Origin of the sequence: Xylanibacter ruminicola (assembly GCF_900107775.1) — a bacterium.
Taxonomy (GTDB): Bacteria; Bacteroidota; Bacteroidia; order Bacteroidales; family Bacteroidaceae; genus Prevotella; species Prevotella ruminicola_C.
Genome location: NZ_FNRF01000003.1, coordinates 203,815 through 225,703 on the forward strand (window position 1 = coordinate 203,815; position 21,889 = coordinate 225,703).

The window sequence follows — 21,889 nt, forward strand, 5'->3', positions numbered from 1 at the left end:
TATTATCAACTATTCATTACTCATTTCTGATTTTGCTGGTGCAAAGGTACGAAGAAAAATGCTTAAAATCAATAGCTTAACGTAAAAAATAGCACGTAAACGTTTGAGATATTCAAAAAAATATGTACCTTTGCAACGTCACATGATATGAATACGTAAATGGTAACAATTAAACGTAGAACCTCACTCAAGGATATCGCTCAGGAATTGGGCGTAAGTATAGCTACTGTCAGTCGTGCCTTGCGTAGCTCGCCCGAGATTGGTGCGGCCATGCAGGAGAAGGTGAAGGAGCTGGCGCGTAAGATGAATTACCGTCCCAACCCCTTTGCGCAGAGTTTACGTAAAGAGGCGCCCAGAGTCATTGGCGTGGCGGTGCCTAACCTGGTTACGCACTACTATGCAGCTGTGCTCGATGGTATCGAGGACGAGGCCCGCAAGGCCGGTTACTCGGTTATCAGCGCCAACACCCACGAGGATAGCGAGCTCGAGGTGAAAGCCATCGATAACTTCATCAACCTGCATGTCGAGGGTATCATTGCCTGTCTGGCGCAGGACACCCGCGACTACAGCCATTTCGAGGAGATCTACAACATGCAGATACCCATGGTGTTCTTCGGACGCACTTGTTTGTCGGATAAATTCTCGTGTGTCACCGCCAATGGCGACGTCGCTGCCCAGCAGGCCACCCAGCACCTCATCGATACTGGTAGCAAGCGCATTGCCTTTATCGGCGGTCCTAACCACCTGGATATGGTGGTGCGCCGTAAGCATGGCTACTTAGAGGCTCTGCGCGAGAACCGTATCCCCATCGAGCGCGACCTGGTGGTGTGCGAAAAGATTGATTTCGACTGGGCCCTCGAGGCGGCCACCCGCTTGTTGCAGATGCCCAACCGTCCTGATGCCATCCTGGCCTTCAACGATATCATCACGTTTGCCGCTTTTACAGCCATCAAGCAGCTGGGTCTGCGCATCCCCGATGATGTGGCACTCATTGGTTTTACCGACGATGTGCATGCGGGGTATGTCACCCCACGCCTCTCGGCCATTGTCGATCAGAGCTACGAGATGGGTACCGAGGCCTGCAAACTGCTGTTGAAGAATATCAATGGCGACAGCCATATCTACAAGAAGATTGTGCCGCAGAAACTGGTCATCCGCGAAACATCGGCTAAGAAATAACAATACCTTTTGATAGTATATATATGAAACGTCTGCTTACCTATATCCTCTGTCTGTTCTGCCTCACTGCAAGTGCGGCAACAGCCGTCATCCCCGACATGAAGTTCCGTCGTATGGATGCCCGCGACGGTCTGTCAAACTCACAGATCAACTACCTGTTCCAGGATTCGCGTGGCTTTATCTGGATTGGCACATCGTATGGTCTGAACCGTTACGATGGCTACCGTTTCCGTATCTATTACTCCAATGCCACCGATACCACCTCGTTGCGTAACAACCTGGTAGACCAGATCTGGGAGGATGCCGACGGTATGCTGTGGCTCAAGCAGGGCATGAACTACAGTCTGTTCAACCCCTTCACCGAGCAGGTGAACCGCAACCCCAAATCCGTGTTGGCGCAGTGGGGTATCAAGGGTAATATCGACCGTTTCTATATCGACTCGCAGAAGCGTTTCTGGGTCAAGACCTACGACGAGGGTCTGTATTGCTACAACCCGCGTAAAAAGAGCTATAAGCTCATCAAATATGGCTACGAGCAGAACGAGATTCCCAAGGAGTACAACTTCTCTAACTTTGCCGAGTGGAACGATAAGCTGCTGGTCACCTCAACCGATGGCGACCTGATGATTATCGATGGCGAGAAGGGTGAGATTATCCAGCGCGACGACTTTATGAAGCTGAATGGCGGACAGTCGAGTCAGGCTTATAACTGCTATGTGGATAAGCATAGCAACTACTGGGTGCTGAACGTGGGCCATGTGTTTGTGTACGACCAGAAGGATAAGAAATGGTACGCCCATCTCAACGATTATCTGGCACAGTATGGCGTACCCCCTCTGCCAGCAGGTCTCGAGGTGTGGGATGTGTGCATGGATCAGCGCGGTTGGATGTGGCTGGCTACCGACCACATGGGTATCTTTGTCATCGACATGAAGCGTGGTGAGGTTAAGAACTTCGTCCATAACAAGTACGACGCCACCTCTATCAGCGAGAACACCACCAAGAAACTCATGCTCGACCGTTCTGGTAACATGTGGATTGGCTGTTATCGTAATGGCCTGAACCAGTATATCGAAAAGTTGTTGGGCTTCAATACTTTAGAGGTGGGCGACGTGAACACCACCTGTGTGGATGCTGCCGGCAACTGGTGGTTTGGTACCGACAACCGTGGTATCATCAAATACCTGCCAGCCACTGGCGAGACCGAGGTTTACGATAAGGCCCGCTGCGGCTTTGCCAGCGATGTGATGGTGGCCAGCTGTGGCGCCAAGGATGGCTCGGTATGGTTTGGTACCTATAATGGTGGACTCATTCACCTTTCCAACGGACAGGTCAGGAACTACACCATGGCGAATACCAGCGGAAAATTGCTCAATAACAACATCTGGTCGGTTACCGAGGATAAGTGGGGAGACATCTGGATGGGTACCCTGGGTAGTGGCGTGCAGCGCCTCTCTACCAAAACCGGACAGTTCCGCACCATCAACTCACATAACTCTACCATGCCCGAGGACTTTATGACCACAGCCAACTGGAATGCCAAAGGCTGGCTCATGGTGGGTCACTCGCAGTACTACTCGCTCATCAACCCCGTGAGTGGCAAGGTGGCCAACATGAAGATTCCTGCCGTCGAAGGGCAGCAGGCAGCCATGCCTTCTTCTACCTGCGTCGTCGAGGATAGTCGTGGCTTGGTATGGCAGGGCTCTACCTCTGGCTGTTGCATTGTGGATTGGAAGAACAACAAGCAGACGCTGCTGGATATGAACAGCGGACTGATTGGTTCCAGCGTGGTGGGCATTGCCGAGGATAAGCAGCACACCATGTGGGTGGTTACCGAGTATGGCGTATCCAACGTGGTACCTAAGAAGGACGACCAGGGCAACTGGACCTTCAATGTGCGTAGCTTTACCACCAAGGATGGTCTGCAGCAGGGCCCCTACAACCAGCGTTCCATCTGCATCACCCACGACGGTCTGGTACTGGTAGGTGGTGTGAATGGCGTGGATGTCATCAACCCCAAGCTGGTTACCAATATCGACAACAACGAAACACCTATCTTCAGCGGTCTTAAGCTCTTCGGACAGCAGTTGGGCATTGGCGAGGCTTACGATGGACGTGTGATTCTCGAGGAGGACCTCAACGTGAGCAAGGAACTCATCCTGCGCCATTACGAGAGTCAGTTCACCATCCAGCTGGCCACCGATAAGGGCGAGATGCACAACGAGTCGCGTTTTGTCTATCAGCTCGAAGGCTTCAGCGATAAGTGGATCAAGACCGAGGAGAACGATCCTAACATTACCTATATGTCGTTGCACCATGGCGACTATATCCTGCATGTGCGCATGCTCAATGCCGATGGCACCATGGGCGAGAACGAGGCTACCCTCAAGATTACCATCACTCCGCCGCTGTTGCGTAACCGTTGGATTATGGTCATCTTCCTGGGGCTGGTACTCTTAGGCGTGTTCATCTGGCGTAGGTTCTTCCTCAAGCGCCAGGCCGAGAAGACCGAACGCGACTACCTGCGCATGGAGGTGATGAAGAAACAGTGGATGGCCGAGATGCGTGCCGAGCTGCAACAGCAGCAGGAGAACGATCAGAAGGCGCAGGCCGAGGAACTCTACAACGAGGCATGGAGCATCGAGGAGACGGTGAAGAAACCACACGACCTGCAGCACTTCATGAAAGAGCAGTGCGCCCAGTTCAAGGCACCGTTGGGAAAACATGTCAAGTTCTCGTTCTTCCCATTGGCCAACGATCTCACCGTCGATTTCGACCGCGAGCAGATGGCCCAGGCGGTACAGATGCTGCTCAACAGCTGTGCGCTGTTCTCCCCCACCGACTGTCGCATAAAAGTGTTTGTCGATAAGACCTCTACCTCTGGCTCTATCCGTATCTCGGATAATGGCGTAGGTATCCCTGAGGGTGGCGAGGAGACTATCTTCGATCCGATGGTGAGCGACGATGATTCGGGTATTAGTCTGTTCTTCGTCAAGGCCATTGTCGAGATGCATGGTGGTACCATCACTGCCGAGAACAACCCCAGTGGCGGTTCTGTCTTCACCATCACCCTGCCCGTAGAGCAACTGCCAGAGGAAGCGGTGATGTTAGACGAGGACTAGACCATTGACCATTGACCATTGAGCATTGAACATTAAACATTATACTGCAACCAATAATATAAAAATGAAACGAATTCAAATTTTAGTGTCTGGCCTACTGCTATCCTCAACCATGATGGCAGCCGTGGTGCAGACCAATGGAAACAATGTGACTATTACGCCTGATGGTGGTCAGGCCAAGGTAGTTTACCTTGAAGTGATTAACAACCAGATTATCCGTGTGCGTGCCACCAGTAAGCAGGCATTACCCACTAAGCCTGCCTCGCTCATGATTGTACCACAAACAGCACCTGCCAAGGGGAGCTACAGCATTTCTGAGGATGCTGACAATGTGGTGGTTCAAACCCAGAAGGTAAAGGCGGTGGTACAGAAGACTACTGGCGCGATTACCTTCTTCGATGCCTCTGGCAAGCAGTTGCTCAAGGAAGCCCAGGAGGGTAAGAAGTTCTGGGACTTTACCGTTCCTGAGCGCGAACTGGGTATGAAGACGGGCTATACCGTCCCCGAGGAGCAGAAGCATGGTCTGTCGTGGCAGATGAAGTTCGACTCGCCCGATGATGAGGCTTTCTATGGCCTGGGTCAGCACCAGAGCGAGGAGTTTAACATGAAGGGCAAGAACGAGGACCTGTTCCAGTATAACACCAAGGTATCCATTCCTTTCGTACTCTCCAATAAGAACTACGGACTACTGTGGGACAGCTACAGCTACTGTCGTTTTGGTAATCCCAACGATTACCTGCAACTCAATCGTGCCTTCAAGCTCTATGATAAGAGTGGTAAGGAGGGTCATCTCACAGGTACCTATATCGATGCCCATGGCAAAAAGCTCGTTCGCGACGAGGACTCTATCTATTATGAATATGGTACGCCTGAGAAATCAGCCATTGCGTTGAAGACCGACAATGGCGGCATCAAAAACCTCCCCAAAGGCTTCCAGCTCGCCGGCTCAAACGTTGTCTATGAGGGGTTCTTAGAACCCCGAACATTCAATGGTCAATTGTCAATTGTCAATTGTCAATTTATTCTGTATTACTCCGGTTACGTTAAGGTATATATCGACGGCAACGAGGTAGTGCCTGAGCGCTGGCGTACAGCTTGGAACCCCAATGCCTATAAGTTCTCTACCGAATTGCAGCAGGGTAAGCGTGTGCAGTTGCGCATCGAGTGGCGCCCCGATGGTGGCGAGGCTTACTGCGGACTGCGTGTGGCTGAGCCCCGTAGCAAACAGGAGCGCGAGCAACTCAGCATCTGGAGCGAGATGGCCAAGGATATGGACTACTATTTCATTGCTGGCGACAACCTCGACCAGGTGGTCAGCGGTTATCGCACCCTCACGGGTAAGGCTTCGCTCTATCCCAAATGGGTACTGGGCTTCTGGCAGAGTCGTGAGCGCTACAAGACCCAGGACGAGATTGAGGGCACCCTCGCTGAGTTCCGCAAGCGTCATATCCCTATCGACAATATCGTACAGGACTGGAACTACTGGCCCGAGGACCAGTGGGGGAGTCACCAGTTCGAGGCTTCGCGCTATCCCAATCCCCAGCAGATGCTCGACAACGTGCACCAGATGCATGGTCGCTTTATGATTAGCGTTTGGCCTAAGTTCTATTGCAATACCGACAACTACAAGGAACTCGATGCCAAGGGATGGATGTATACCCAGAGCCCCACCGACGATATCCACGACTGGGTAGGTCCTGGCTACACCAATGGTTTCTACGATGCCTACGCCCCCGGCGCCCGCAAGCTCTTCTGGAATCAAATGGATCGCGCCCTATATACAGGCCTGGCTAAATTGTCAAATGGTCCGCTCGACCCGAAGGGGCGCTTGCTACCAAAAGGGACGCAAGAATGTTCAATGGTAGATGCTTGGTGGATGGATGCCTCAGAGCCCAACGTACGCGACTGCACCCCTATGTGGTACCGCAAGGCCCTCTCTGGTCCAACCGCTTTAGGCACCTCAACCGAATATTTCAATGCCTACTCAACTGTGAATGCCGATGCCATCTACAACGGTCAGCGTTCAGTTTGGAAGGGTAAACTCAACGAACCAAGAGTTTTCCTGTTAACGCGCAGCGGATTCGCTGGCGAGCAGCGTTATTCTACCGCTACCTGGAGTGGTGATATCGGTACCCGATGGGAGGACATGCGCGCCCAGATGACGGCCGGACTCAACTATTCTATCTCTGGTATTCCTTTCTGGGGTATGGACCAGGGTGGATTCTGTGTTGAGAACCGTTATGTGGCTGCCCAGCAGTTGTACGATCGCACCAAGGTGGAGAACGAGGACCTGAAGGAGTGGCGCGAGCTGCAGACCCGCTGGAACCAGTTCGGCACCTTTATTCCTTTGTTCCGTTCGCATGGTCAGTGGCCATTGCGCGAAATCTGGAACATCGCTCCCGACGAGCACCCCGCCTACAAGTCGTTTGTTTACTACGATAAACTGCGCTACCGCCTCATGCCGTACCTCTATTCACTGGCTGGTTGGGCTCACTTCAAGGATTACACCCTGATGCGCCCCTTGGTGATGGACTTTAATGGCGATAAGGAAGTAGAGAATATCGGCAACCAGTGGATGTTCGGTCCCGCCCTCATGGCCTGTCCCGTAGGCTACTACAAAGCCCGCAACCGCAGCGTCTACTTCCCCGCCCAGTGCGCTTGGTATGATTTATACTCTGGGGAGATGATCATCGATGCCGCTAATGTTCAATGTTCAATGGTCAATGGTCAATCAGCAAGCCGCAGGCTCGTCGTGGATGCACCATATGAGAGGATTCCGGTGTTCGTGCGCTCGGGTGCCATCATCCCCTTCGGTCCCGAGATGGAGTGGAGCGACGAGAAACCAGCCGAGCTCATCCACCTCTACGTCTATGCCGGTCAGGATGGCACGTTCCAACTCTACGAGGACGAGGGCACCAACTACAATTACGAGAAGGGCAAGTACGCCACCATCGACATTACTTACGACGATGCCGCCCGTACCGTTTCGTTTGGTGCGCGCAAGGGTCAGTTCGCTGGCATGCTCAAGAATCGTCAGTTCAATATTGTACTGATATCAAAAGAGCATCCCCAGCCGCTCAACCTCGACAACCCATCGGGTAAGCTCGTTTCTTACTCGGGCAAGGCCATCACCGTCAAGTTGTAATCTGTAAGATAGCAATACACAAGTTATCTTGTTAAAATAGTCTAAAAAAGCGATATGTTGGTTGCAACGTATCGCTTTTTTTAGTACCTTTGCAGACTTTTTCAGAGTAACGATATAAATATGAGGCAATTAAAGATTCAAAAAAGTATTACCAACCGATCAAGTGAGGCACTCGACAAGTATCTTGTAGAAATCGGTCGTCAACCCCTTGTCACTATTGATGAAGAGATTGAGCTGGCTCAGGCCATCCGTCGTGGCGGTCCTGAGGGCGAGAAGGCTAAGGAACGCCTGGTTACAGCCAATCTGCGCTTTGTGGTATCTGTAGCAAAACAGTACCAGCATCAGGGATTGACACTGACTGACCTGATCGACGAGGGAAATATAGGACTGGTAAAGGCAGCCGAGAAGTTTGATGAGACACGCGGATTTAAGTTCATTTCTTACGCCGTATGGTGGATTCGTCAGAGCATTCTGCAGGCCATTGCCGAGCAGAGCCGTATTGTGCGCTTGCCCCTGAATCAGAGTGGCGCTCTGAGCAAGATTAATCAGGAAATCAACAAGTTCGAGCAGCAGCACCAGCGCCGTCCTTCTGTTACCGAGCTGGCTGAGCTCACACAGATCGAGGAGTCGAAGATTGAGCAGACTGCCAAGGCCGACAGTCACCACATGAGTATCGACGCACCTTTCGGTGAGGACGACGACAACTCAATGGCCGACATGCTGAGCAGTGGCGAGGATACCCGTACCGATAAGCTGGTAGATTACGAGTCGCTCACATCCGATCTGGATAATGTGCTGCGTAACGTACTGAAGGATCGCGAGCTCAAGATTGTCAAGGAGTGCTTCGGTATTGGCTGTCAGGAGCGTGGTCTCGAGGAGATTGGCGCCGAGATGGGACTCACGCGTGAGCGTGTACGTCAGATTCGCGAAAAGAGCATCACCAAACTGCACGACAGTGGTTATGCACGCATCTTGATGAAATACCTGGGCTAATAGGCTTATTCGCTTATTGGCAGTGTAACAATAAACTGGGCGCCATCTGTATAGGTGGTGTCCAGTTCTACTTTTCCACCCAACTGTTCGGCCAGTTTTCTGCTCAGTGGCAGGCCCAGTCCGATACCTTCCTTAAAGTTATCCAACTTCACAAAGCGGTCAAAGATACGCTCCGCCTCTTCTGCAGGTATGCCATGGCCGGTATCGGTCACCATCATCTGCAGTTGGTCGCCTTCCATGCTGGCCTTCATGGTAATACAACCCTTCTCGGTATATTTCACGGCATTTTCCATCAGGCACGACAGGATGCGGCGCAACATATTCTCATTGGTCTTCAGCGTAAAGTCATCGGGCAGTGTGGTCTCCAGCTTGATCTCGGTCTCGTCGGTCACATAGTCCTTGTATTCTGTCTGCAACCCGCGCAGCATGCTGTTAATGTGTGGTTTATCGTTCTTGCTCATCTTTTCGGTGCTCTCGATGAGCGACAAGCCGATAATCTCGTCGATGAGGATGGTCACCTGGCGGGTACTCTTCTGCATCATGGTCGATATGCGTTTGCGCTCCTCGGGGTTGCCCGCCAGATCGGGATCGGCTATCACCTGGGCAAAACCCGTGATGATGTTCAGTGGCGTGCGCACCTCATGACTCACGTTCTGGATAAACGCCGTCTTCATCTTCTCCGACTCCATGGCCTTTTTATACGCCTTGCGCAGTTCCTTCAGGTGCTTTTTGCGTATCTGCACAATATATACCAGGGCGATAATCAGCAGTGTCAGTAGCAGGATAGCACCCATCAGGGCGGTGGTACGTACGTTAGCCGCTTTCTTCTCGGCTTCGTACAGCTCTACCTGTTCCTGGATACCCTGCATACTATTGGTCAGCACCACATTATCTATCGAGTCGCTGGCCAGCGATTCCTCCTTAAACGATTTGTAGGCCTCCTCCCATCTGCCGGCACGCTCGTAAATCAGCGGGATGGCATCGGCACCCTCGTCACCCAACTCGCGTTTGGCATATTCGATGGCCTCGTCAATCTTTCCTGTACATGCCAGGTAGTAGGCCTCCATGCTACGGCCGTGAACCGACGACAGACCTTTCCGCTCGCCCTCCTTATACACCTTGTAACCCTCCAGGAATTTCTGTATGTCGCCATTGTTATAATAGGTCAGTGTTTTGCGGGTCTCGATATCGAACACCCGTTCGGGCGAATATTTCTGGGCAATGGCTTTGGCCTTATCCATCAGGTCTAATGCCTCCTGAGCGTCATCGTCTATGGCCACATTGATGATATTCATGTAGATGGGCGGGATACTCTCGTAATAGCCGTTCTTCTCCATCATCTGTACCACCTCGTACCAGCATTTCTTGGCAGCCTCCTTGTTACCGCAGTACTTGTTGATATGGCCCATCATGTTCACGGCCATATACATCTCCTTGGTCAACTTCTTCTCGCGCAACTCCTTCGACAGTTCCTGAGCCTTGGTGTAGGCCTCAAAAATCTTCTGGCGGTTCATCTCGAATATGATGTCGTTGCACCGCTGTGTGTAGTAGCCGTGCAAGTCATTATGCTCCAGCAGATAGTTCTGCAGGTTCGTCAGATGCGTATAGAATCGGGCACTGTCGCCATCGTTAAACGCATGACTCATCGAGTCGCGAAGTTCTTTGTATTTCACGTCTTTCTTATAATCTACATTTGCGTGGCTGGCACTCGTTCCAAATAATAGCGCAATAGCCAATAGGATTCGTACTATATTCATAATCTTAGGTTAGTCTGTATTCTTTTCTGCAAAAGTACTAATTATTTCATAATTACCAAATATTTTTGCTTTTTTTTTCCTTTATAATAAAAAAATCCGTGTAATCCGTGTCATCCGTGCCTAAAAATGCTTATCTTTGCAGGCGAATTAAAGAATGCAAGATGAATAAGAATTTGATTTTAGCCCTTATAGCAGTGCCTTGCTTGTTAGCAAGTTGTGGTCAGAAAAAGCAGCACGATGATATCATCGTACAGCATACCGAGGCGCCCAAACCTCAGGCTCCCATCCGTATGCAGGATTATAAAGATGTGAAGGATGTGCAGTGGTTGGGTAAGCAGTACCAGGTGGAGGTGTCGCGCACAGCCGATGATTCTCTGCGTATGGTCAAGGACGAGAATGGTCAGAAGTTCGTCGACAACCGCATCACCCTCAAGGTCATCCGTACTGATGGCAGTGTGTTCTGCACCAAGACGTTTACCAAGGCCGCTTTTGATGGTTGTCTCGACGACGACTATCGTAAGACCGGTATTCTCGAAGGTTTTGTGTTCGACAAGGCCGAGGGCAACCAGCTGTTCTTTGCTGCCAGCGTATGTCATCCCCAGACCGATGAGTACATCCCACTGATTGTAACCGTCAGCAACTTCGGCGAGGTAGGCATCTCGCGCGATCAGGATCTAGAGTAACCCCCAATATGAAACAGCGTAAAAGCATTCTCATCATTGGTGCTGCAGTGTTGGCATTGTTGCTGTTGCTGCTGATTCTGCCAGGGGACAGGTTCCTGGCATCTGATTCAGCTGCCAGGAACCTGTCCCCTGGCAGAAGCGATACCGTCCCGATGCTAATCAACCAAGTCCAGAAATGCTCCAAGCTCTACACCGCCGAGTATCGCGTGCATAAGATTATCACCCACGACGATGCCTTGCGCCTAAAAGGTCAGTTGATGAGCAAGCAGTTCAACCTCAAGGTACCTCTGGCCGACAGAAAAATTGCCATCCCCATGGATGCCAAAATCAAAGCCTATATCGATTTCTCGGAGTTCTCCGAACAGAACATTGAGCGCAGTGGCAACAAGATAACCATCATCCTGCCCGACCCGCAGGTGGTGATGACCAGTTCTAAGATCGATCAGAAGAACGTCAAGCAATACGTAGGCTTGACCCGTGCACACTTCAGCGACGAGGAGTTGGCCAACTATCAGCAGCAGGGTAGGGAGACCATCCTGCAGAGCATCCCCGACATGGGTATCGAAGAAACTGCCCGTGCCAATGCCGCCAAAGTCCTCGTTCCCATGCTCACCCAGTTGGGCTACGAGGAGCAGGATATCACCATCGCCTTCCGCAAGGATTTGGATTTCAAGCATAAGTTCCAGAGCTTAACACGCTTTGAAGATTAGAGTTATGAAGAAGATTAATATCATCATAGGTGCAGTAGTTGTGATCGCTGTTATCGCGGTCTTCTTCTGGGTTAAGAGTGTCCTGAAGAGCAACTATATCGAGATTGGTTCCAACGACAAGATTGAGCCCACCCCCACGCAGATCCAGAGCATCAGGGATATTGGTGAGTGGGAGTTTCTTTCTGTCTCTGCCGAAGAGATGGTCGACACCGTCCGTAAGGGTTTCTTTTCCGACGATGAGTTAGTCCGCATCTATTACGGCACCCTCCGCCTGGGCATCAACATGCAGCAGTTAAGCGATGACGCGATACGCGTCCAAGGCGACACCCTCCAGGTAACGTTACCCAAGGTAACCCTGCTGGACAAAGACTTCATCGACGAAGCCAAAACCAAGTCGTTCTACGAGTCCGGCAAATGGTCCCCTCAGGCCCACCAAGCCCTCTACCAAAAGGCCCACCGCCAAATGCTCCAGCATTGCCTCACCCCCGAAAACCTCACAGCGGCCCAAACCAACGCCGAGTCCCAACTCCGCAACCTCTTCACCCAATTGGGCTACAAAACCATCACCCTTCACTTTGAGTAATGTCCTCTTATATCAACTGCAAGGGCTATATCCCTAATAAAACGTCCTGAGCTCAGAGGCCGGCTGTAATATTATCGTAATCATTCGAAGAACTCGCTCCGCTCAAACAGCTTCTCATGTCGATTTGCTTGTCTCGCTTACGCGACACAAGAATCGAAGACGATTCCGATAATAGTACATCCTATAAATGCCTCCTCGTGCGGAATGTTTTCTTAGGGATACAGCCCTTGAAAATATATTTGTTTTATCTTTGCCTCACTTAAGATGCCTTTGATGGCAGTCGGTAGTTGTGAGGACGAATGGGGAAAGGTGGTCATCAGCAATAGTGAGCAGGGAGAGGCGTTGAGTGTTCAGACACAAAAACATTCCGCACGAGGAGGTATTTATAGGAATGCAAATTCTTTGAATCAACATTGAGTTTCGGATTGCGGAACGCAATCTGAATTACGAAATACGAAAAGCTGTTTGAGCAAAGCGAGTTCTTTGAGTGATTTGAAGAATTTGTGTACCGGCCTCCGAGCTCAGGACGTTTTTGGGTTGAACGCTCAACACCGTGGGGGAGCATCCCCCATTGGTCGAAAGACCAAAAAAAAGGATTAGAATTTAGAAAGAAGCCCTTTCCAAGCTTCACTTAACGAAATCATGGTAGGAAAAAGAATGCTAGCCCCTGAATCAAGGAGGACTTGATCGGGGAGGGGACCGGTGTTGACGGCGATGGTGTAAATACCAGCAGCTACACCAGCGCGGACACCTAGGGGGGCGTTTTCTACGACCATCGCTTCGCTCGGTTGCAGATGGCCTGCCTTCTCTAATCCCATGAGATAGGGATCAGGATTGGGCTTGCCTCGTTTCACATCGTAGGCGGTGGTGATGTTATCGATGGAAACAAACTTTCCAAAGTCACGCAGGATGCGATTGATGAGCGGGCGCTGACCACTGCCAGTCACCACACCAATGGTGATGCCAGCTGCATGTATCTGCTCCATGAGCGATAAGATGCCCGGCATGATGGGAGCCTCTGGCATTGAGTGGAAAATGCGTGTTTTTTCATCGTACATCAACTGCGACTCAGCCTCGGTAATCTCGCGACCTTGCTGTTGTTTTACCATATAACGAATGGTGTCTACGCCACGAGCTCCCTCTGTGGCGTAGGCATCATCGGCTGTCATATTGATTCCGAACTTCTTCATCGACTGGACCCAGGCCACTGCATGATTCCCCATGGAATCATACAGCACCCCGTCCATATCAAATAATACCGCTTTAATCAATGTTGATACTTCGTATCGAGCCCTCTCACGCTCGGCAAAGCTCAAGCAAGCTTGGCGATGCACTCGCTTAATCGAGGCCTTCAATGTTTAATCTTTAATGTTTAACCCAGGCGAGCTTTGATAGCAGCGCTCTCTGCCTCGTAGCCAGGCTTGTCGAGCAGCGCAAACATGTTCTTCTTGTAAGCCTCTACACCAGGCTGGTTGAATGGGTTCACACCCAGCACATTACCACTGATACCACAGGCAATCTCGAAGAAGTAGATGAGCTGTCCGATATAGTACTCGTTCAACTTAGGAACGCTGATGCGCATGTTGGGCACACCACCATCCACGTGAGCCAGCTGTGTACCCAGCTCAGCCATCTTGTTCACCTCGTCAACACGCTTGCCAGCCAGGAAGTTCAATCCGTCCAGGTTCTCCTCGTCGTTGGGGAACAGCAGCTTCTTCTCGGGCTCCTCTACAGAGATCACAGTCTCGAAGATAGTGCGCTCACCCTCCTGAATCCACTGACCCATTGAGTGCAGGTCGGTGGTGAAGTCAACGCTGGCAGGGAAGATACCCTTCAGGTCCTTACCCTCGCTCTCGCCGTAGAGCTGCTTCCACCACTCAGAGAAGAAGTGCAGCTTAGGCTGGAAGTTCACCATAATCTCAATCTTCTTACCGCTCTGGTACAGTCCGTTACGTACGGCAGCATACTGTGCAGCGGGGTTCTCGGCAAATGGTACGGTTGGGGCGCAAGCCTTCTCCATCTCCTGGGCACCAGCCACCAGATCCTTGATGCTGAAACCTGCGCAGGCGATAGGCAGCAGTCCTACTGGAGTGAGTACTGAGAAACGACCACCAACGTTATCGGGGATGATAAAGCTCTTGTAACCCTCCTTATCGGCGCAGGTACGTGCAGCACCCTTCTTGGCGTCGGTCACAGCCACGATCACCTTCTTAGCCTCTTCCTTACCACGCTGGGCCTCACACTGTTTCTTCAGCAGACGGAAGGTGAGGGCAGTCTCGGTGGTAGTACCACTCTTCGAGATGTTGATCACACCAAACTTCTTACCCTTCAGGTACTCTGTGAGTTCAAACAGATAGTCCTCACCGATGTTGTTACCTGCAAACAGGATGGTGGGGTTCTTAGGATCGTTAACCAACCAGCTGAAAGCGTTGCTCAGGGCCTCGATCACGGCACGTGCACCCAGGTACGAACCACCGATACCAGCCACTACGATAGCCTCGCAGTTAGCGCGCAGGGTGTCGGCGCAAGCCTGCAACTCATCCAGGAATGCAGGTGTGATGCTGCTGGGCAGGTGCAACCAACCCAGGAAGTCGTTGCCAGGACAGGTACCGGCCTCAAGTGCCTTCTGTGCCTCAGCTACCTTTGGTTCAAAACTCTCCACTGCACCTTCCTTCAAAAAGCATGCAGCCTTCGTAATGTCAAGCTTAATCATTTCCATAATCAGTTAAAATTATATATAATGTTTGTAATGTTCAATGTTCAATGTTCAATGTTTAATTGATGTCAGGGACCTGTCCCCTGACAGGTGGGAACCTGTCCCCTGGCAGGGGCGAGCGCTTCCCTGCAGCGCGCTTTCAGCTTGCAGCTGTCCTTTAAGCGTTCCGTCGCCTTCTCAAGGCGCAGCCTGCAGGCCTCCACATCCTCCTCCAGGATAAGCGCTGCTAAGTACATCGGCAGGGCTAGCTCGGCTTCGGTGATAGGTGTAAAACCTTTAAACTTCAGCAGGCGCGCGCGGGTTCGCTTCAGCTCGATGAGTTTCAGGTTGTACTCCACCTTGGGCACATCCTTATCCGCCTGGTTCTCCAACAGCCACTCGGCCAGTTCCAACAGGTATTTCTTATCCCCATCCACATCCTTCGATGGCCGCTCCCTAATCTCTCGCTCTTTCTTGTTAGCAGCGTGTTCTCCTTCCTCCTTTCTCCTTCCTCCTTCCTCGGAAGAAATCAACTCCACGAGCTCTGCCTCGATCTCTACCGCTGCGATGATCACCCCAGGTATCTGCACCACCAGATGCTTGTTGCGCTTCCCTTTCAGGCGCAGGATGGTACCCTCGTAACCATCATAGATACCACCCTTGATACGAATCTTTTCGCCCTCTTTCAGGTTCAGCTCCTCGGGCTTAAAATAGGTGATCTTTTCCTGTCGGATATTGGTGAATTCGATGAATCGCTCCATGGCATAGTCAGGCACCGTCAGATAGTCCTGCTTGTTCGAGAAGGTGGATTTGCGCATGTAGATACTCTCGCGCGACTTATGTCGGATATACTCCTTCAGCGCCTCCTCGCTGGCACGTACAAATATCAATCCCGTGATGGCAGGCACCATCGTACGCTGCTCCTGGCGGCGCACGGTCTTTACTTCATATTTCATAGGTACGTGACTGCGGAATCCTGCCTTTCTCAGTGCATCCCTCACTTTCTCTTCGTGGTGCACGCTCAAGCACCCCAGCACATACCATTTTTCTACATTATTATCAGTTTCTGCCATCGCTAATCTTTTTCGGGGGACAAAATTAAATAAAAAAAACGAAATAGCCGAAGAAATCACGCAATAATTGTCTTTTTTTGCATTTTTATTTGGTCATGTCGCAAATTTCGCTTAACTTTGTCCGCGGAAAAGGGAAATCGATTTCAATTCTATCCCGGAAACCAGTGTATTAATAAAACTTAAATATTCTATAACGTACTGACTTTAAACATATTATGCTGTCAGCACGGAAGGAGGGAAATACGCAAATTACTAGATGAGACGGTTATTTCTTCCATTCTACCTTATCTTATTAATCATCACATCTTGCGAGCATCCGCTCATCCCCGACCAGGACATGATAGGTGGCGACGCCGATGGCAATCTGGTTGTTTCGGTATTCCAGATCGAGCAACAGTCGTTTGCAACCCCATTCACGCGTACATCTATTACCGACTACTGTCAGCGACTCAATTTCGCTGTCTACGATGCGGCGGGCAAGCTCATCAAGCAAGTAAACCAGAAAACAGGCGATGCCAGTTACGGCACGGTAGCCTTCAGGATTGATCCTGGTACCTATCAGGTAGTGGTAGTGGGACACAGCAGTAGTGGCAATCCCACCATGACCAATCCGCAGAAGATCCGGTTCGACAACAAGGATGGCTTTACCGATACCTTTCTGCATTACGCCTTGATCGAGGTGACCGACGACAAGGAAACCACCATCGATGTCAACCTGCATCGCATCGTGTCGCTCTGCCGGGTAGTGTTTACCGATGCCATCCCCGAGGGCGTTACGCAGATGCGGTTCCAGTACAAAGGCGGCTCGGGTGCTTTCGATGCAGCCACAGGGCTGGGTTCGGTCAACAGCACACAGACCGAGTTTTTCGCGGTCGAGCCTGGCGAGCAGGCTTGCAGTTTCGATCTGTACACCTTTCTGCACGATACCGAGGGCACCCTCCATCTGCAGGCCACGGCCTACGATGCCAACGATAACATCGTACGCGAACGCGAGTTCGAGGTGCCGCTCAAGCAGCACATGATTACCAAACTCAGCGGTCCGTATTTCTCGGGTTCCGACGGCTCATCCATCACCATCGTCATCGGTATCAATGCCGAGTGGGAAGGCGAGCAGACCATCGAATTCAACTAAAAAAAGAACTTCATATAAATATAAACTAGCTTAAAAAATGAAAATTCAATCAATCATGCTGGCAGGAATACTCCTGTTGGCGCAAAGTTGCGGCCATCATGCCGAAGTTGAGAACAACCCAGGCGAGGCGAAAGCCCCGGTGCGTGTACATGTCAGTGATTTCGCATTCACCAGCGAGCCTTTTCCTGATGCCCAGACGCGTGCTGATGTAGATCCTAATAACTACAAGGGCATTCAGGCCATCGATATAGCCATCTTCGCCGCCGACCAGCAGGTGTACGCCGCCACCCAGTTAAAGGACGTGACTACCACCTACACCACCTTTGGCGAGTTTGAGTGCAGCCTGCCCATGGGCACCTATACCATGGTGGCCGTGGCGCGCAATAAGGGCGAGGGCGATGTGTTCACCATCACCAGTCCCACGCAGGCCGCCTATACCAGCGACCGTGCTCGCGAAACCTTCTGCTGCACGCAGAATATCACAGTAAGCAGTACCGAGCCCGTAGATATCAGTCCGGTGATGAGCCGTGTGATGGCCCGTTTTCAGTTGGTGTCAACCGATCAGATGCCATCCAATGCCGCCACCATCCGCACCACCTACGGTGCAGGCAGCAAAAGCTTCAATCCCACCACCGGCCTGGCCACCGACGATGATGGTTTTACAGTCACCAATACGGCCCATGCCAATACAGCAGGCGTGCTCGATGTGTTCAGCATCGTGTTCTTAGCGGCCAACGAGGAAACCATGCCGGTAACTGTCGAGGCCCTCGATGCCAACCAGTCGGTGCTCATCAGCAAAACATTGCCTGCGGTACACTTCAAACGTAACCAGATTACTAAGGCCACCGGTGCCATGTTCACACCAGGAAGCTCCAGCTTCACGTTCCTGCTCGACACCGACTGGCTGCCCCAAGAGAATATCACATTTTAAAATAGCATAATATAATTAAAAACATCCCGTATATGATTGACGAATCAAAATTGAATGATGAAGGTTTAGGCTCGACCGATCTTCAGGATGAACAGTCTATGTTTAGTTTCCAGAACCTGTATGCGATGCTGGTGCTCAATTGGCAGTGGTTCCTGCTGTCGTTGTTCATCTGCGTGTGTGGCGCGCTCATCTACCTGCGCTACGCCACCAAAACCTATCAGGTGTCTGCCAAGATGCTGATTAAGGACGAACAAAAAAGTCGTCGTGGTTCAGCCGATCAGATGCTGTCCAACATGCAGGATTTTGGTTTTATGAGTAATTCGGCTGGTGTCGAGAACGAGAAGGAGATTCTGCAGTCGCGTATCTTAGCGCGCGATGCTGTGATCGACCTCAAGCTCTACACCCAGTATGTCACGGCTGGTCGCATGGCCAAGCAGCCCGTGTATAACACCCAACCCGTGAGTGTGGATATCGATTCGCTGTCGCTCAGCCAGTGGGATAAGCAGCTGCTCGATGGCATGAAGTCCATCCAGCTCACCCTCGAGCGCAACGACGGCCAGTATCAGGTAAAGGGCGAAACCCTCTATAATGGCCAGAGTACGGGCAGTTTCACGCAGGAGCTCAAAAAACTGCCTGCCACCATCCGCACCGACTATGGCGTATTGGCCTTTACCCAGAACGGCGCTCAGACCATGGAGGAAGGCGAGCGTTATCATATCACCATCCTGCCCCCAATGGTGGTGGCTACGGGCTATGCGCGCTCACTCGCTGTGGCCAATACCTCTAAGCAGACCTCGATTGTGGAGCTCACGCTCACCGACCTGAATACCCGTCGCGGTCTCGACTATCTGCGCCAGCTGGTCATCTGCTATAACCGCCAGGCCAATGCCGATAAGAATGAGATTGCCATGAAGACCGAGGAGTTTATCAATGTGCGTTTGCAGAAGATTGATGCCGAACTGGGCTCTACCGAGAGCGCCCTCGAGAACTATAAGAAGCGCAATGCCGTGACTCAGCTCGAGATGGATGCCACCCAGAGCCTCACCCAGAGCGCACAGTACGAGTCGCAGCTGGCCGAGGTGAACACCCAGCTGCACCTGATGGACTATCTGCGCGAGTACGTGGATAACCCCGCCAATCATTATAAGATTATCCCTTCGAACGTAGGTATGGAGGATAACGCCTCTACCGCACTCATCGCCTCGTATAACCAGGCTGTGCAGGAGCGTAACCGTTTGCTCAAGACAGTGAGCGAGCAGGCCCCACAGGTACAGACCCTCACCGCTACACTCGACGATCTGCAGCCCTCTATCCGTACTGCCCTGTTGCAGGCACGCCGCTCGGTGGATATCCAGCGCCAGGGCTTGCAGCGCCAGCTGGCCAAATATGCCGGTCGTATTGGTAGCACCCCCGAGCAGGAGCGTGTGCTCACCCAGATTGGTCGCCAGCAGGAGGTAAAATCAGGCCTGTATCTGCTGCTGTTGCAGAAGCGCGAGGAGAACTCTATCTCGCTGGCTGCCACGGCTGATAAGGGTAAACTTATCGACGAGCCTCTGGCCCTAGGGCAGGTAAGCCCCAAGAATGCGGTTATCCTGTTGGTTGCTGTCGTTCTAGGCTTAGGCATACCTTTCGGTATCATTCTGCTCATCCAGCTACTCAGCTATCGCCTCGAAGGTCACACCGACCTGCAGCGCCTCACCAAACTGCCCATCGTGGCCGATGTGCCTGTGGCCAGCGAGTCGGTCAAGACTGCTGCCGGCATTGTGGTCAAGGCCAATAAGAACGACCAGATTGATGAGATATTCCGCTCGATGCGTACCAATATCCAGTTTATGATGAAGGAGAACGATCAGGTCATCCTCTTTACGTCAAGTACCTCGGGCGAGGGTAAAACCTTCCTCGCAGCCAACCTGGCGGTATCGTTCGCCCTGCTGGGTAAAAAGGTAGTGCTCTGCGGTCTCGATATCCGCAAGCCTGCTCTGGGCCGCCTGTTCGGCGTGAAGGACCGCACCCTTGGTGTCAGCCAGCTGCTGGTAAAGGATAGCGTTACCATGGATGATGTGCGTAACACCATCTGCCCATCTGGTGTGAACGAGAATCTGCATCTGCTGTTGGCCGGACCTACACCGCCAAACCCCGCCGAGCTGTTGGCCCGTAAGAACATGCAGCAGGTAGTAGAGCTGCTCAAGCAGCAGTACGACTATGTGATTATGGATACCGCTCCAGTAGGTCTGGTTACCGATACCCTGCAGATTGCCCGTTTCAGTAATGTCAACTGCTATGTATGCCGCGCCGACTACACCCCGAAGAGCAATATCGGCATTGTGAACACGCTGGTAGCCGAGCAGAAGCTCAGCAACACCTGCATCATCCTGAACGGCGTGGATATGTCGAAGAAAAAGAACGGCTACTACTATGGCTACGGCAAGTATGGCAAGTACGGCCGCTACGGCCATGCCTCTTACGGCAACTATGGCAATTACGGCACCTACGGCAACTACGCCGAGTCTCATTACTCTAATAAGAATGATGACAGTATCAAGCAGTAATGTTCAATGTTCAATGTTCAATGGTCAATGTTTAATGTTCAATGGTTATAGCAGTAGATTTTGATGGTACGATTGTAACCCATAAGTACCCTGAGATAGGCGAGGAGATACCTTTCGCCATCGATACCCTGAAGATGCTCCGCCAGGATGGCCACCGACTCATTCTGTGGTCGGTGCGCGAGGGCCGTTTGCTTAAGGAGGCTGTAGACTATTGTCGCCAGCGCGGCTTGGAGTTCTATGCCGTGAATCGCGACTACCCCGAGGAAACCACCGAGAGCAATCCCCATTTTTCGCGCAAGCTCAAGGTCGATCTGTTTATCGACGATCGCAACCTGGGAGGCCTGCCCGATTGGGGCACCATCTATCAGATGATTAAGCACCACCAGTCGTGGCACGATGTGGTAGATGATATGGCCGCCCAGTCGTCCATCCACCACTCCCTCCCCCCCAAGAAAAAACACTGGTGGCAATTCTAGAAAAATGTTCAATGTTCAATGCTCAATGTTCAATTAAAAATTAGCAAAATGAAAAAAATTCAATTCTTAAATTTTTTAATTTTGTCAGCAGTTCTGTTACTCTGTTCCTGCGGAACAGTGAAAAACGTTGCTTATCTCCAGAACAGCGACAGTATTAACTTCGACAAGTCACGATTCTTGTACGATGCCCGCATCATGCCCAAGGATCAGCTCACCATATCGGTCAATACCACTACTTCCGATGCTTCGATACCCTTCAACCTGCTGTTGCAGAGTGAGTACACACAAGGACGTGCTGTGTCAAGTGGCAGTGGTACACTGATGCCCTATTTGGTAGATAACGATGGCTATATCAATTATCCTATTATTGGTAAGCTGCATGTCAGTGGCCTCACCAAGTCGGAGTGCGAGCAACTCATTGCTGAGAAAATCCGCCCCTATATGGCCGAGACCGAGAATCCCATTGTCACCGTTCGCATGTCGAGCTATTCAGTATCGGTATTAGGCGAGGTGAACGCTCCTGGTAGTTACCAGGTATCACGCGAAAAGATTTCTATCTTCGAGGCGTTGGCACAGGCTGGCGACCTCACCATCTATGGTGTACGCGATAAGGTAAAGCTCATTCGTGAGGATGCCACAGGCAAAAAGCAGATTGTAACGTTGAATTTGAATGATGCCAACATCATCAATTCACCTTATTATTATCTGCAGCAGAACGATATTGTGTATGTAGAGCCCAACAACGTCAAGGCCCAGAACTCAAAGATTGGTCAAACCACCACGCTTTGGTTCTCTGCTACCAGTATCCTCATCTCACTCACTACGCTTCTGATAAATATCTTTAGATAAAGTTCCAAGCCC

The 21,889-nt window shown here is 51.4% G+C and carries 16 protein-coding genes; 12 read left to right on the forward strand and 4 right to left on the reverse strand.

All coding sequences use genetic code 11. The features are described 5' to 3' along the window. Positions 1-159: 159 nt before the first annotated feature. The 4 genes from BLU97_RS08385 to BLU97_RS08400 all read left to right on the forward strand — a co-directional run bounded on the left by BLU97_RS08385 (position 160) and on the right by BLU97_RS08400 (position 8,439). Entirely contained in the window at positions 160-1,179 is a 1,020-nt protein-coding gene (locus tag BLU97_RS08385) for a LacI family DNA-binding transcriptional regulator (RefSeq protein ID WP_074761092.1), read from the forward strand. 23 nt (positions 1,180-1,202) lie between these two features. Next, positions 1,203-4,301, forward strand: coding sequence for a two-component regulator propeller domain-containing protein (locus BLU97_RS08390; protein WP_074761093.1), 3,099 nt, complete (start codon positions 1,203-1,205; stop codon positions 4,299-4,301). Positions 4,302-4,365: 64 nt separating this feature from the next. Further along, complete coding sequence (locus tag BLU97_RS08395) at positions 4,366-7,446, forward strand: glycoside hydrolase family 31 protein (RefSeq protein ID WP_074761094.1); 3,081 nt, start codon at positions 4,366-4,368, stop codon at positions 7,444-7,446. Positions 7,447-7,566: 120 nt separating this feature from the next. Next, positions 7,567-8,439 (forward strand): RNA polymerase sigma factor RpoD/SigA, encoded by an 873-nt coding sequence (locus tag BLU97_RS08400; RefSeq protein WP_013064420.1) that lies wholly within the window; start codon positions 7,567-7,569, stop codon positions 8,437-8,439. A gap of 5 nt (positions 8,440-8,444) precedes the next feature. Here the strand turns inward: BLU97_RS08400 and BLU97_RS08405 are convergent, their stop codons facing one another. Further along, positions 8,445-10,196 (reverse strand): sensor histidine kinase, encoded by a 1,752-nt coding sequence (locus BLU97_RS08405; RefSeq protein WP_074761095.1) that lies wholly within the window; start codon positions 10,194-10,196, stop codon positions 8,445-8,447. A 161-nt stretch (positions 10,197-10,357) separates the two neighbouring features. Between BLU97_RS08405 and BLU97_RS08410 the strand changes: the two genes are divergently transcribed. From BLU97_RS08410 to BLU97_RS08420, 3 genes are read left to right on the forward strand one after another with little or no spacing between them, the layout of a single operon-like run. Beyond that, a complete protein-coding gene (locus tag BLU97_RS08410) occupies positions 10,358-10,879 on the forward strand; it encodes a DUF4738 domain-containing protein (RefSeq protein WP_074761096.1) in 522 nt (173 codons plus the stop codon). A gap of 8 nt (positions 10,880-10,887) precedes the next feature. After that, a complete protein-coding gene (locus tag BLU97_RS08415; RefSeq protein WP_074761097.1) occupies positions 10,888-11,589 on the forward strand; it encodes a DUF4230 domain-containing protein in 702 nt (233 codons plus the stop codon). Beyond that, entirely contained in the window at positions 11,579-12,172 is a 594-nt protein-coding gene (locus tag BLU97_RS08420; protein ID WP_081352932.1) for a DUF4230 domain-containing protein, read from the forward strand. The genes BLU97_RS08415 and BLU97_RS08420 overlap by 11 nt, the downstream gene beginning before the upstream one ends. 596 nt (positions 12,173-12,768) lie before the next feature. Here the strand turns inward: BLU97_RS08420 and BLU97_RS08425 are convergent. From BLU97_RS08425 to BLU97_RS08435, 3 genes are all read right to left on the reverse strand, one after another. Continuing rightward, on the reverse strand, positions 12,769-13,443 hold the full coding sequence (locus tag BLU97_RS08425) for an HAD family hydrolase (protein ID WP_175456341.1): 675 nt from the start codon (positions 13,441-13,443) through the stop codon (positions 12,769-12,771). A gap of 101 nt (positions 13,444-13,544) precedes the next feature. After that, entirely contained in the window at positions 13,545-14,891 is a 1,347-nt protein-coding gene (locus tag BLU97_RS08430) for a glucose-6-phosphate isomerase (protein ID WP_074761100.1), read from the reverse strand. Positions 14,892-14,956: 65 nt separating this feature from the next. Then, positions 14,957-15,940 carry a UpxY family transcription antiterminator gene (locus BLU97_RS08435; protein ID WP_074761101.1) on the reverse strand — a complete coding sequence of 328 codons (984 nt, stop codon included), beginning with the start codon at positions 15,938-15,940 and terminating at the stop codon, positions 14,957-14,959. A gap of 256 nt (positions 15,941-16,196) precedes the next feature. Between BLU97_RS08435 and BLU97_RS08440 the strand changes: the two genes are divergently transcribed. Genes BLU97_RS08440 through BLU97_RS08460 form a run of 5 tightly spaced genes read left to right on the forward strand, consistent with a single transcriptional unit; the run spans position 16,197 to position 21,877 of the window. Continuing rightward, complete coding sequence (locus BLU97_RS08440) at positions 16,197-17,072, forward strand: FimB/Mfa2 family fimbrial subunit (protein WP_081352933.1); 876 nt, start codon at positions 16,197-16,199, stop codon at positions 17,070-17,072. 37 nt (positions 17,073-17,109) lie between these two features. Further along, positions 17,110-18,003 carry a FimB/Mfa2 family fimbrial subunit gene (locus BLU97_RS08445; RefSeq protein ID WP_139208948.1) on the forward strand — a complete coding sequence of 298 codons (894 nt, stop codon included), beginning with the start codon at positions 17,110-17,112 and terminating at the stop codon, positions 18,001-18,003. A gap of 32 nt (positions 18,004-18,035) precedes the next feature. Then, positions 18,036-20,552: a GumC family protein gene (locus BLU97_RS08450; RefSeq protein WP_074761104.1), complete on the forward strand. Its 2,517-nt coding sequence runs from the start codon at positions 18,036-18,038 to the stop codon at positions 20,550-20,552. A 41-nt stretch (positions 20,553-20,593) separates the two neighbouring features. After that, on the forward strand, positions 20,594-21,028 hold the full coding sequence (locus tag BLU97_RS08455) for a BT0820 family HAD-type phosphatase (RefSeq protein ID WP_074761105.1): 435 nt from the start codon (positions 20,594-20,596) through the stop codon (positions 21,026-21,028). 48 nt (positions 21,029-21,076) lie between these two features. Further along, positions 21,077-21,877: a polysaccharide biosynthesis/export family protein gene (locus BLU97_RS08460; RefSeq protein ID WP_074761106.1), complete on the forward strand. Its 801-nt coding sequence runs from the start codon at positions 21,077-21,079 to the stop codon at positions 21,875-21,877. The last annotated feature ends 12 nt before the right edge of the window (positions 21,878-21,889 follow it).